Here is an 11,920-nt window from a genome sequence, read left to right as displayed (position 1 = left end):
CATTAGTGTTATTACGGGTGNGGCATCGGCAGACCCTATCCATGAGCAAGTACTACTCGATCTGCGTCTTCCACGCCTGATACTTGCTTTCTTTGCGGGGGCTGGTTTGTCTTTAGCCGGTGCAGTTCTGCAAACGGTTACTCGAAATCCGCTGGCTGACCCTTATTTGTTTGGTATTTCCTCAGGCGCCTCATTTGGCGCTGTGCTGGTCATTGCCGCAGGTGGAGCTAGTTCAATGCTAAGTGATGCTGGTCTGTATGATCTCGGTATCACTGCTGGAGCGTTTATTGGCAGTGCTGTGTCGGTTATTCTGGTTATCTCTCTTTCGGGTATGGGGGCGCAAATTGAACGAATGTTATTAGCCGGCGTTGCGGTTTCTTTTATGTTCAGCGCGGCAACGAGCTTGGTTTTATATATGGCTGATGCTCAAGCCGTTGCATCGCTTATTTTTTGGACTATGGGTAGTTTTAGTAAAGCTCACTGGGGAGCATTATGGATGCCGTCTTTAGTTATTCTTATTTGTATCGCAATATTTTTTGCCAATCACCGGCGTTTGCGTGTCATGCTTGCGGGGGATGAAAGTGCGACCGCATTAGGAGTGGATGTAAAGCGTTTGCGAATTTCTATGTTATTGCTTAGTTCTTTGTTAACGGCAACGTTGGTTGCAAATTGTGGTGGCATAGGCTTTGTTGGTTTAATGGTGCCCCATATTGTTAGAAGGTTGCTAGAGCGCCGGAGTAAGCACGTTTTAACGGCGTGTGTATTATTGGGTGGTTGTTTCATGGTATGGGTTGATGTGCTTGCACGTACCTTGATCGATAATAATGAGCTACCCGTTGGTGTCATTACAGCAGCAATTGGTAGTGCCTTCTTTCTTCTGGTTCTTCGTCGTCGAGGATGGTAAATCGTGCTTATGTTCAGAGTACTTAATCTATTGCTTTTGCTAGTCTTGGCTTTTCAAGCTTCCTTGTCTCATAGTGACGAAACTTCCCACGCACCCTTTGTTGCAAAGCGAATCGTAGCGCTTTCTCCACACTCAGTTGAGTTATTATTTTCTCTAGGTGCTGGAAGTAGAATCGTAGCAACGACAAGCTATGCTGATTTTCCTGATGAAGCTAAGAGAATACCTCAGGTCGGTGGTTACAATGGGATTCAACTTGAGAGTGTGCTCGCCTTAAAACCGGACTTGATTGTTGCTTGGGAAGGAGGCAATCCTGCCGGTGATATTGATCGCCTAGAACGCTTGGGCTTAAAGGTCTATCGTAGTGAAACCAAGCGTATGGCAGATATTGAAACGGAAATCATAGAGCTGGGGGCCTTGACTGGGCTGAATGCGAAAGCCGCGGAGCTCGTTGCAACGTTTAAGCAAGACTGGCAGGGCATACAGAAAGAGAATCATCATAAAGCGCCAATAAGCTTCTTTTACCAGTTGTGGAATGAGCCCTTAAGAACGATAGGTGCGGGCAGCTGGATCAATGAAATTTTAACGAGTTGTGGTGGAGTAAATATATTTGATGATACTTCGCTAGATTATCCGCAAGTGAGTCTAGAGGTTATTCTCAAGGCGAAACCTAAAGTGATCATTGTTCCTTCGCATCATGGTGCAGAATTGGGCGATGCACAACAATGGGCTACCTGGCGCGAGATTCCAGCAGTAAGAAATCAGCATATATTTTCCGTGAATGGTGACGTAATGCATCGTTTTTCACTTCGCGTGATTGATGGAATGAAGTCCGTTTGCAGTGCTTTAGATCAAGTCAGAGCCCGCTCATAAAATAAATAATCTAACCTACCTTCCTGAAGGAGTACGACCTTGGAAAAGCAAGATAAAAATGCTTCACATAAAAAGAAGATGCAAAAACAAAAGGCCAATGTAGACGCTAATATCGAGGCAGCCAATATTGAACGTGGTGTCTTAATAGTGCTTACAGGAAATGGCAAGGGAAAGAGCAGTTCTGCTTTTGGCATGGTTTTGCGGGCCTTGGGCTATGACCATAAGGTTGGAGTAGTACAGTTTATCAAGGGGGCACAGCTTTCAGGTGAAGAGCTTTACTTAAAAAACAAATTGCCAGATGTAGACTTCTATCAAATGGGGACTGGCTTTACCTGGAACACGCAAGATCGAGAAGCAGATATCGAAGCGGCCGAAAAAACCTGGAAGGTAGCGGAGAAAATGCTTGCAGATGACAGCTACAACTTGGTCGTGCTGGATGAGCTGACCTATATGATTGCCTATAAATACCTTGAAGAAGAACGAATTCTTTCTGCTTTGCGAGATAGGCCTTTTGAGCAAAGCGTGATTGTTACCGGACGAGGTGGTGGCTCTGCGTTGCAGGAGTTAGCTGATACGGTATCAGAGATTAAAGAGATCAAGCACGCCTATAAGGCGGGCGTTAAGGCTCGTGAAGGGGTTGATTATTAGGCGCTGAGCAAAAGTAAATGAGTACTGTTTTATCTTTTGATTAGCAATACTGTGTCGTAAGAGATGACCTCTAGCTGGCAGTCGAACAATGCAGCAATATATTGAAAGGTTTTAACGGAATAGAAGCTGATGTGAGTTGGGTCTTTCGTATACTGCCAATTCACGATGCCTTGCTTTGGGGGTTGTTTTGTCATAATGCCCAAGACTCCTTTCTTTTTCAGCATCTTAAACAAGAGCTCAAATACCTCTTTTGGCTTGCTCAGATGTTCGACAACCTCTGTACTGGTAATAAAGTCGTAGCGGCCACTTAAAGGGCTTTTGTCTGGCATGTAGAAAGGATCGTACTCTTCTACGTTAAAGCCCTTTTCACGCATCATGATTGATAAAGTTGGTCCGGGTCCGCAGCCGAAATCAAGCCCATTGGCAAAGGGTTCTAGTTGAGATATCAGCGGCATAGATAACTTCTCTAGAAAGCGCCGATATCCTTTGTCTTCGGGGTTGTTTTCATGCAAATCATAGATTGATTTTTCATACCCGGGCGAGATGTGAAACTGCTTAGGAACAAATATCAGGTCACAGTGCGCACAGTTAAGGTATTCTCTGTCTACTTTGCTGTGTGAATCTCGGTGAATAGCCCTTGTTTCTTTTGACAAGCATAAAGGGCATTCATGAGTAGTTGGGGGTGGGGTATCAGGCCTGGCCAATGCGATGGGTGGATCCGTAACTTTGCTCTTTACCTTGTTGGCCATAAAGATTTTGCGTTTTGTTTTGGCCGCGGATGATTGTCATCAACTTATTCGTGCGCTGTAAGGAGCGACTAATAATGCTTCCGTTGACCTGGTTAGTATCTTTGCATTGTTGCATTTTCTCGCGGGAAGTTTGCCATAAGTTAACTAAATCATCATCATTTAGTGTTTGTAGCTTTTCCTCAACGTGTCCAGGTTTAATGCCAAGCCCAGACTCGGCTATTAACCTGGCCTTAATTTTTCCGCGAGACTCTAATTGTTGGACAGTTTGAGTTTTGTGTTTGGATAATAGAGAAATTTGATCGGTGTTGCGCGTTGTTAGGGTTTGCTTTTCTTGGTCCAAGAGCTTCTTTAAGGTATCTAGATCGACAATATCTTGACGGAGTAAGTTCTTAAGCTGCTCGGTAAACTCTGACATAGTAGACCTCATTGGAGTAATTAATGATAATTACCCCAAATCAAGCATTTTTCGAGCCAAGTTATCAGAGTCTGGCTGATATTCACCACGTTCTATACGAGCTTTTACCTCATCGACGCGGCTTTGGTTTACTTCAGGCAGTGATTTAATCTCTGCTTCAATGCGAGCAAGATTTTGTGCCGAGGAGCTAAAGCTAACGCTGTCTTTAGCATTTTCGCTTGAAGGGGGCTGCCCTTGAGCGGGGTTACTAATGCTCTCAACAGACTTTCCAGCCTGATTTCGTTTGGGGCCATCTGTGCGATTAGAGCCAATGCCATTTATATCAATATTCATGGTGATGCATCCTTAAATCTTTCTATGCCTAATATATCGGCATGCGATCTTAATACTTTAGCTAAATCTTACAGTAAATTATGTTTTTTTCTAAAGTGTTATTATTACAAGGCCGGGCTCACTTACGCGAGCCTTTACAACACGCTTCGACTGCAGGTTTTGTACGGGTATTTGCTGCCCCAACGCCCCGTCAGTCATAGCGGTGCCGTTCATTCTAACCGAAATTGCACTATTGCTGGCAACGATTACAACATTATCGCCGCGCTTAACCAGCTTTGGCGGTGTTAAATGGCCAGGTTGAATTGTTGATCCGGGCCTAATTGAGCGCCGAGCTACCATACCTTCGACGTCAGATAGCTGTTGATAATGTGAATAGTGTGTTCGGTTAATAACTATTTCTTCTAGGTTGATGTCATTTATAGAGATCACTTGGCCACGCCGGATACCCCCCGTTGCGACAACTGTATGAGCGTAAAGGTCGAATTCTGAGCCAATATAGAGTTTCCAAGGTTTAAGACCTTCGCAGCGAATCTCGATTGTTATTCGGTTTTGTGTGAGAGGAGGGCGATTCAGCTTAAGTTGTGGCTGCTCGCTACATGTTTTGTTTTTGTGGTATGGATCAATATTGCCGACCCTGTATTCTGAGCGGTAACCTTTGTCCGCATAATCAGCGGCTAACTGCTCAAGGTATGCCGAGACTAGCGTTTTAAGGTCGAAGTTATTGTCTGAGGTTTCATTCTTTGCTAATTCTTCAGGCGTAGCGTGACTATGCTTATTCTCCAAAGTTACGGTCTCGCTCCCGATAACTAGTGTGCTCAGAAAAAGAAGCGGTAACCAGAATATTTGCCTACTAATTTTCATTTTATGTCCTATGCTATTGTTAGCTGTGCAAAAAATTAAAAAGCACGTGTAATAACAAGTACTTTATTGCGTAAACTGAGTGTTGCGTCAAAAGTACAAATCGTTGCTCAGGGTTTTACCTATTTGCTTAAGTATCAAGCATTCTGCTAAATACTTAAGCAAGTAACATACCGCTCTGAACATCGTTAGGGGAGCTATATATATGGCCGGTATTCTGGACAGTGTTAACCAACGAACTCAGCTCGTTGGGCAGAATCGACTGGAATTATTGTTGTTTAAGCTTCAGGGTCAGCAGATATACGGAATTAACGTTTTTAAGGTTAAAGAAGTATTGCAGTGCCCTAAGTTAACTATGATGCCACAACGACATCCTGTTGTTCGCGGTGTCGCGCATATTCGTGGTGGAACTATCCCTATTATGGATATGGGGATGGCAACAGGACAGATGCCGATTGCGGAAGAGACAATTCCCAATAGCTTTGTCATTATTACTGAATACAACAGAAAGACTCAAGGCTTCCTGGTTGGTGATGTTGAACGTATCGTTAACCTTAATTGGGAAGAGATTCATCCGCCGCCAAAGGGTGCCGGACGCGAAAATTACCTGACTGCCGTCACTCGTATCGATAATAAGCTTGTAGAAATTATCGATGTAGAGAAGATTCTTTCTGAAGTGGCGCCTGTAGAAGAAACCGTTAACGAAGAGTTCGTAGAACAGGTGTGTGAACGTAATAGTGAATCGCCGCCTACCGTTCTGGTCGCTGATGACTCGGTGGTTGCGCGTAAGCAAATACAAAACTGCCTACAAGCTATCGGCATTACAGTAATTACCAAGAATGATGGTAAACAGGCCTACGATTATCTAAGGGAACTTGTGGCGGACGGGTCACACCTTAATGATCATATTGATTTGATGATTTCAGACGTAGAGATGCCAGAGATGGATGGCTACACCTTGACGACCTTATGTAAGGATGATCATCGTTTAGCACCACTTTATATTATGCTGCACACTTCATTGAGTGGTGTGTTTAACCAGGCAATGGTAGAAAAAGTTGGTGCCGATGACTTTATGGCCAAGTTTAGTCCGGATGAACTTGCGGAAAAAGTGATGGATATCATTGATCGTATCAAGACGAAAGCTTAGATGTACAGCGCAACATGCTCGTTAAAGGGTGGCTATGCAATTAGATAGTTCAGCTCAGGAGTATCACTTATTCCGCACCTTTCTAGAGGAAGCGTGCGGGATATTGTTGGGTGAAAATAAGGCTTATCTAGTGAGTAGTCGCCTCAAGCCTGTGATGGCAAAGCATCAGATTGCAAGCCTAAGTGAGCTCGTGTCCAAGCTTAAGAGTATTTCACATCGCAATCTCAGAGAAGAAGTGATTGATGCGATGACTACAAATGAAACTTTATGGTTTCGAGACTCTCATCCTTTTACTGTTCTAAAAGAAAAAATCTTCGTTGAAGCAGATAAGCAGAATACTATTGCACCCTTGAAAATATGGTCAGCAGCATGCTCAACAGGTCAAGAGCCTTATTCGATCTCTATCATTGCGAAAGAGTTTCAAGAGTCTAAGCCCGGTAGATTGAAGGGGGGGGTAAAGGTTGTCGCGACAGATATCTCACCGACAGTGCTTGCTAACGCGAAGTCTGGTATCTATGAGATGTTGGCGCTTGGGCGCGGAATGTCTGAGCAACGCTTGAAGAAGTGTTTTAGTTCGCTTGAAGATGGTCGTTGGCAGATTAAACCTGAGTACAAAACTAGCATTGATTTTCAGTTGTTAAACTTGATGGAAGGTTACGGTCGAGTTGGAACTAATCTCGATGTGGTTTTTTGTAGAAATGTCTTGATCTATTTCTCACCTGAATTAAAACGAAAGATTCTGGTCAAAATACATAGTGTTTTGAAGAAGGGAGGGTATTTGATCTTAGGTGCTTCTGAGTCACTTAATGGTTTATCGGAGTACTTTGAAATGATTCAGTGCCGCCCAGGAATTATCTATCGAGCGATTTAATTAACCTGGTTTATTCGCAAGTCCCCGCATAAGAGTCTCTATATTTACTCAAGATAGCCTGGTACTCACCATTACCCTGAATGCCCTCCAAGCCCTTATTGAACTTTTGGATTAATGTCCTATCCATCGATCGAATTACTCGAGAAGTGGGGGGAGCAATATTGTCGAAGCTAAATTCCAGGGATTGATATTTCCTGCTGTTTTTGTGTTTGCTGGAAAAAATATTTCGATCCGAAATAGCAATGTCAATGCGCTTCATTGCGAGCATGTCGAGTTGTTTTAATTGATCAACATCCTCAGTGTACTTCTTGTTATTCTGAGTCATAAGCTGAAAGTCTTGGCCCAAGGTAGTGCTCGCACTTTTGAAAGCCCAAATATGCTTGTCATAGTAATCATATATAGTTTTAAGTTGTAGGTTCTGGCTAGCGAGTGAGATGGCACAGTCCACATAGTCAAGTGTTTTGTGGCTCGTGGAAATACCCGGCAAATTGGAAGAATAGATCGTATTTGATTGATTTGAAACAATTGCGTCGATGCTGCCACTTTTAACTAACTCTATTGCGCGTAGGTAATGGACATTCTCAATACTAATTGATTCGTAGCCTGCTTGGGTAAGTGCGCTATAGATAATGTCACGTTCAATACCGCTTTTTTTATCCTGGCTTAAGTATGGGGGCATTGAAAAAGTAAAGGCCAAAGAAATAGCTACTTGATCTTGTTTGTTAGCGAGGGCGGTCGTGGTGCTGAGTAACAGATAAAGTAACGTGGCTTTCGAAATAAATGCTCGCATTATCGTGTATCCGTATCCGGAGAAATCATAGGAAAATTATAGTTTGAATTTGCTGGATGTCCAACTTAGGCATTTTTTTGCCAACCTCGTTTTGGCTTCTCGAGTTAAAAAATCTAGCCAATTTTTCTTGATTTGAAGAGCAAAAAATAGTTTATTTGAACTGTAGCTTTTACCCGCAGGGCGCGGGCAAAATTTATGGTTAGTAAGTTGAAGCTGGGAACGTGTTTTTTCACTACAGAAACTGTTTTTACAAGGAGCAATAAGCAGAATGGACGCAATTGTAGGCACACCGCAACCTCCCTATTACTCTGTCATTTTTACCTCAGTACTTAGTAGCGATGATAAGGAATACTCTAACACATCTCTTCGTATGGAAGCGCTTGCCAGTGAGCAAGACGGGTTTTTGGGCTTAGAGTCAGCACGTGACTCACTAGGTGTGACGGTTTCCTATTGGCGTGATCTGGAATCGATTAAAGCGTGGAAAGATAATCTAGAACATACTGCAGCACAGTCTTTAGGAAAGGAGCGCTGGTATAGAGACTATAAAGTCAGGGTTTCACGTGTGGAACGCGATTACGGTTTATTGTAAAGCGCCTATTATCAATAGAGAAGATTGCCTTCTCTATTGATTTTATAGTCATTGTGCTAGTCGCTTTTCAGGGCCGCTAAGTTGCTATATAAGTTTAATGCCTCTGGGTTTGCCAATGCTTCTATATTTGTAAGCTCTTTGCCGTGCACGACATTTCTAACGGCTAGCTCGACAATTTTTCCACTCAATGTTCTGGGAATGTCCGTGACTTGAAGAATCTTATTGGGCACATGCCTTGGTGTAGTATTCTCGCGGATACTTCGTTTTATCTTATCGATAAGCTGCGTGTCTAGTGTTAAACCTTCTTGTAAACGAACAAAGAGAATGACACGAACATCATCTTGCCATTCTTGGCCGATAGCAATTGACTCAAACACTTCCTCAACCTTTTCAACCTGACGATAAATCTCAGCAGTACCTATTCGAACACCGCCAGGGTTAAGGATTGCATCAGAGCGGCCGTGAATGATTACGCCGGTTTGGGTTGGTGTTCCATTATCTGCTTCGTGGACAATAAGCTCTCCGTAGTCCCCATGAGCCCATGTGTTGTCAAAGCGTTTAAAGTAAGCGCTTTGGTATTTTTCGTTATTTTTGTCATTCCAGAAACCGGTTGGCATGGAAGGGAAGGCTTGCTTACAAACAAGCTCTCCTTTTCCTTGTGTAAGGCTAGTTCCATCATCATCTAAAAATTGTACGTCCATCCCTAAGCCAATGCATTGAAGCTCACCTTTGTATACTGGAAGATTCGGGTTTCCTAGCGCAAAACAAGAGATGATATCTGTGCCCCCGGAAATACTAGAGACGCATACGTCCGTCTTAATGTCGCGGTAAATATATTCAAAACTTTCGTGGCTCAAGGGGGAGCCGGTTGATAAGAATGCTTCGACGCTATCAAGTTGGTGGCTATGCTTCGGCGACAGACCAAACTTCTCACAGGCAGCGTAATACTTGGCACTAGCCCCAAAAATATCGATACCTTCTTCGTCTGCAATATCAAGCAGGCTGGTTTGTTCTGGGTGGAATGGTGAGCCGTCATACAACACTAGCGTAGCACCTAAGGCTAGACCAGAAACGAGCCAGTTCCACATCATCCAGCCACAGGTTGTGTAGTAGAAAAGCTTGGTATTTGGCTTGACGTTGGTATGCAGTGCAAGCTCTTTGAGGTGCTGAATCAAGGTACCACCAGCGCTATGTACAATGCATTTGGGTTTGCCTGTTGTTCCTGATGAATAGAGGATGTACAGCGGTGCCGAAAAGGGCATTTGCGTGAATGACAATGCGCTGTTGTCCTCTACCTTCATTACATCCGCCCAGGTATGAAATGAATCACCAAGGGCTTCTTTGTCGCTATCTTTTGGCTTGAGATAAGGAATCAGTATGCAGGCTTCTAATTCGCTTAGACCTTTCTGGACGGCTTTAACACGTTCAAGGCTGCTGATAGTTTTATTTCCATAGTAATAACCGTCTGTAGCAAAAAGGACTTTAGGACGAGTTTGTTCGAAGCGATCGAGCACGCCTGTTACGCCAAAATCGGGTGAACAGGATGTCCAGATTGCACCGAGGCTACTTGTAGCAAGCATGGCAATCACCGCATAGCAACTATTTGGTAGGAAGCCGGCTACCACATCGCCTTTTGCTACGCCCACTTGCTTAAGATATGTGGCACACTTATTAACCTGCTGGAGTAGTTCCTGGTAACTAAGCTCTGTTCTAAGGCCATGCTCGCCACGTTCAACAATCGCTATCGATGCAGGGCTGCTTTCAGCTTGGCGCAACAGATTCTCGGCAAAGTTCAAGGTCGCATTTGGAAACCATTGCGCACCCGGCATCTTGTCTTCATTAAGCAAGGTGAGTTCGCCTTTATGACCTTTGACATCAAAGAAATCCCACAGCTGTGACCAGAATGCCTGCTTATCAGAGACAGACCAACGATAGAGTTGATCGTAGCTTTCAAATGAATGTTCGCTTTGCTGATTTAGATAAGACATGAATCGAGTCAGTTCTGTCTGCGATATGCGGTCTATGCTAGGTTGCCAAAGGCATTCGTTATTTTGCTGATTCATGTCGTGCTGTTCCGAGTCTGGTTATTTTAATGCGAGCGCTACTTTTGATTGATTAGTTCGGCCAATTGCATTGCAAATTCTGTTTCCTGCTTCAATGAGCTTGTCTAGCTCAATACCTGTTTCCATGCCAGCCCCCTGGAGCATATAAACGGTGTCTTCTGTGCTGACATTTCCAGAGGCTCCGGTTGCATAGGGGCAACCACCTAAGCCAGCTACTGAGGTATCGAAAGTTCTGTAGCCTAACTCTAGGGCTGCGTATTGATTGGCAAGCGCTTGGCCGTAGGTATCGTGAAAATGGCAGGCTAGTTGATTGGTCGAGAAGTGTCTCAATAGTTGAGAGAGCAGCGTTTTTATTTGAACGGGCGTACCAATGCCAATTGTATCGCCGAGTGATACCTCGTAGCAGCCCATGCTCAGCAGGCGCTCACAGACTTTAGTAACATTTTCAGGCGAAGTGATGCCATCGTAAGGGCAGGCGATAATGCAAGAAACATAAGCTCGAACGCGCAAATTATCCTGCTTGGCCTGGGTAATAAGTGGCTCGAAACGAGCAATGCTTTCATCAATGCTGCAGTTGATGTTTTTCTGAGTAAAGCCTTCTGAAGCTGCAGTAAATATGGCAACCTCATCCACATTGACAGATTTGGCTGCTTCATAACCCTTGAGGTTTGGGGTGAGAGCTGAGTAACAGATATCATCTCTGCGACTTAGCTTTGTGAAAACCTCTGCACTACTGGCCATCTGGGGAACCCACTTGGGTGAAACAAAGCTACCGGCCTCTATTTGCTTCAGTCCAGCCTTGCCAAGCTGTTCGATTAAGGCGAGTTTATCTTCCAAGCTTACGATTCCAGCTTCGTTTTGTAGCCCGTCACGCGGACCCACTTCAACAATTCTTACTTGATCACTCATGCTTGTGTTTACTCCTTATTGCTCTTAATCCAAGGAGCTGGCTGCTTATCGAAAAATGCCTTCAATCCATTTTGACCTTCTTCCGATACGCGTAAGTCAGCAATAAGCTGGCTGGTGCGTTCACTTAAGTCTTCAGGAGCTTGCACTATGTCAGCCACTAGCTGCTTGGCTGCAATACTGGCTTGCGGGCCAGTTGTTAAAATTTGTTCAACAATAGCCTGTACTTGCTCATCTAATTGTTCAGTTGCTACAACTTCATGGACAAGTTGATAACCCTTTGCTGCTTGAGCCTTAAATACTTCAGCAGTTAAGAATAGTCTTTTTGCGATGCGAGGGCCGATGGCTTCAACAACAAAAGGCCCGATGGTGGCAGGTGCTAAACCGAGTTTCGTTTCGCTTAAACAGAAACGTGATTTCTCATCGGCGATGGCAATGTCGCTGCACGCGATAAGCCCGATTGCTCCACCGTAGGCGGCTCCTTGTACGCGTGCTATTGTGGGAATCCTAAGATCGTTTAACTCTTGCATAAGCGCAGCAAGTTGGCGTGCATCGTGAAGGTTGTCTTCATGACTTAGCGTTGCCATACGTTTCATCCAGGCTAAGTCAGCCCCGGCGCAGAAATGTTTGCCATCAGCTTTGAGTACCATAACGCGCGCATCTGAGTCGTTGACTGTTTTTATATGTGCGCGTAGTTCGGTAATTACCTGGTCATCGAAAGCGTTGTGCTTTTCAGGGCACGATAAGCAAAGGGTGGCGATTTGCTTATCAAAT

14 protein-coding genes are annotated in these 11,920 nt (G+C 44.2%); 6 read left to right on the top strand and 8 right to left on the bottom strand.

Annotated elements, in window-relative coordinates:
* The 3 genes from A3766_RS10780 to cobO all read left to right on the top strand — a co-directional run.
* Positions 1-904, top strand: a 904-nt coding sequence (locus tag A3766_RS10780) for an iron ABC transporter permease (RefSeq protein ID WP_068642187.1), incomplete at its 5' end; no start/stop codon positions are given.
* Between the two features lie 9 nt (positions 905-913).
* The gene (locus tag A3766_RS10775; protein WP_082865058.1) at positions 914-1,774 is read left to right on the top strand and encodes a cobalamin-binding protein; all 861 of its coding nucleotides are present in this window, start codon (positions 914-916) and stop codon (positions 1,772-1,774) included.
* Between the two features lie 39 nt (positions 1,775-1,813).
* A complete protein-coding gene (gene cobO, locus A3766_RS10770; RefSeq protein ID WP_082865318.1) occupies positions 1,814-2,422 on the top strand; it encodes a cob(I)yrinic acid a,c-diamide adenosyltransferase in 609 nt (202 codons plus the stop codon).
* A gap of 29 nt (positions 2,423-2,451) precedes the next feature.
* Here the strand turns inward: cobO and A3766_RS10765 are convergent, their stop codons facing one another.
* The 4 genes from A3766_RS10765 to flgA all read right to left on the bottom strand — a co-directional run bounded on the left by A3766_RS10765 (position 2,452) and on the right by flgA (position 4,780).
* A complete protein-coding gene (locus A3766_RS10765; protein ID WP_231872240.1) occupies positions 2,452-3,075 on the bottom strand; it encodes a class I SAM-dependent methyltransferase in 624 nt (207 codons plus the stop codon).
* A gap of 37 nt (positions 3,076-3,112) precedes the next feature.
* On the bottom strand, positions 3,113-3,586 hold the full coding sequence (locus A3766_RS10760) for a flagella synthesis protein FlgN (protein ID WP_068507235.1): 474 nt from the start codon (positions 3,584-3,586) through the stop codon (positions 3,113-3,115).
* 30 nt (positions 3,587-3,616) lie between these two features.
* Positions 3,617-3,919 carry a flagellar biosynthesis anti-sigma factor FlgM gene (gene flgM, locus A3766_RS10755; protein ID WP_068507233.1) on the bottom strand — a complete coding sequence of 101 codons (303 nt, stop codon included), beginning with the start codon at positions 3,917-3,919 and terminating at the stop codon, positions 3,617-3,619.
* A gap of 90 nt (positions 3,920-4,009) precedes the next feature.
* Complete coding sequence (gene flgA / locus A3766_RS10750; protein WP_068507230.1) at positions 4,010-4,780, bottom strand: flagellar basal body P-ring formation chaperone FlgA; 771 nt, start codon at positions 4,778-4,780, stop codon at positions 4,010-4,012.
* Positions 4,781-4,982: 202 nt separating this feature from the next.
* On the opposite strand from flgA, the gene A3766_RS10745 reads away from it, so the two are divergent.
* Both A3766_RS10745 and A3766_RS10740 read left to right on the top strand, forming a co-directional pair.
* A complete protein-coding gene (locus A3766_RS10745; protein WP_068507228.1) occupies positions 4,983-5,927 on the top strand; it encodes a chemotaxis protein CheV in 945 nt (314 codons plus the stop codon).
* A 34-nt stretch (positions 5,928-5,961) separates the two neighbouring features.
* Entirely contained in the window at positions 5,962-6,798 is an 837-nt protein-coding gene (locus A3766_RS10740; protein WP_068507226.1) for a protein-glutamate O-methyltransferase CheR, read from the top strand.
* A 10-nt stretch (positions 6,799-6,808) separates the two neighbouring features.
* Here the strand turns inward: A3766_RS10740 and A3766_RS10735 are convergent, their stop codons facing one another.
* A complete protein-coding gene (locus A3766_RS10735; RefSeq protein WP_068507224.1) occupies positions 6,809-7,588 on the bottom strand; it encodes an ABC transporter substrate-binding protein in 780 nt (259 codons plus the stop codon).
* Between the two features lie 268 nt (positions 7,589-7,856).
* Between A3766_RS10735 and A3766_RS10730 the strand changes: the two genes are divergently transcribed.
* Positions 7,857-8,177, top strand: a complete 321-nt coding sequence (locus A3766_RS10730) for an antibiotic biosynthesis monooxygenase (RefSeq protein WP_068507222.1) — start codon at positions 7,857-7,859, stop codon at positions 8,175-8,177.
* Positions 8,178-8,233: 56 nt separating this feature from the next.
* On the opposite strand, the gene A3766_RS10725 is transcribed toward A3766_RS10730, so the two are convergent.
* The 3 genes from A3766_RS10725 to A3766_RS10715 all read right to left on the bottom strand — a co-directional run.
* A complete protein-coding gene (locus tag A3766_RS10725) occupies positions 8,234-10,240 on the bottom strand; it encodes an acetoacetate--CoA ligase (RefSeq protein WP_068507221.1) in 2,007 nt (668 codons plus the stop codon).
* 21 nt (positions 10,241-10,261) lie between these two features.
* Entirely contained in the window at positions 10,262-11,149 is an 888-nt protein-coding gene (locus A3766_RS10720) for a hydroxymethylglutaryl-CoA lyase (protein WP_068507219.1), read from the bottom strand.
* Between the two features lie 8 nt (positions 11,150-11,157).
* The coding region (locus A3766_RS10715; protein WP_068642185.1) for an enoyl-CoA hydratase-related protein at positions 11,158-11,920 on the bottom strand (763 nt) is incomplete at its 5' end.

This window comes from Oleiphilus sp. HI0132, assembly GCF_001635845.1.
This window is presented reverse-complemented; position numbering and strand designations above follow the sequence as displayed.

Excerpts from the sequence above, each read along its gene's own strand:
- A3766_RS10775 (WP_082865058.1), top strand. The coding sequence starts at position 914 with ATGTTCAGAGTACTTAATCTATTGCTTTTGCTAGTCTTGGCTTTTCAA.
- A3766_RS10760 (WP_068507235.1), bottom strand. The coding sequence starts at position 3,586 with ATGTCAGAGTTTACCGAGCAGCTTAAGAACTTACTCCGTCAAGATATT.
- flgM (WP_068507233.1), bottom strand. The coding sequence starts at position 3,919 with ATGAATATTGATATAAATGGCATTGGCTCTAATCGCACAGATGGCCCC.
- flgA (WP_068507230.1), bottom strand. The coding sequence starts at position 4,780 with ATGAAAATTAGTAGGCAAATATTCTGGTTACCGCTTCTTTTTCTGAGC.
- A3766_RS10745 (WP_068507228.1), top strand. The coding sequence starts at position 4,983 with ATGGCCGGTATTCTGGACAGTGTTAACCAACGAACTCAGCTCGTTGGG.
- A3766_RS10740 (WP_068507226.1), top strand. The coding sequence starts at position 5,962 with ATGCAATTAGATAGTTCAGCTCAGGAGTATCACTTATTCCGCACCTTT.
- A3766_RS10735 (WP_068507224.1), bottom strand. The coding sequence starts at position 7,588 with ATGCGAGCATTTATTTCGAAAGCCACGTTACTTTATCTGTTACTCAGC.
- A3766_RS10730 (WP_068507222.1), top strand. The coding sequence starts at position 7,857 with ATGGACGCAATTGTAGGCACACCGCAACCTCCCTATTACTCTGTCATT.
- A3766_RS10725 (WP_068507221.1), bottom strand. The coding sequence starts at position 10,240 with ATGAATCAGCAAAATAACGAATGCCTTTGGCAACCTAGCATAGACCGC.
- A3766_RS10720 (WP_068507219.1), bottom strand. The coding sequence starts at position 11,149 with ATGAGTGATCAAGTAAGAATTGTTGAAGTGGGTCCGCGTGACGGGCTA.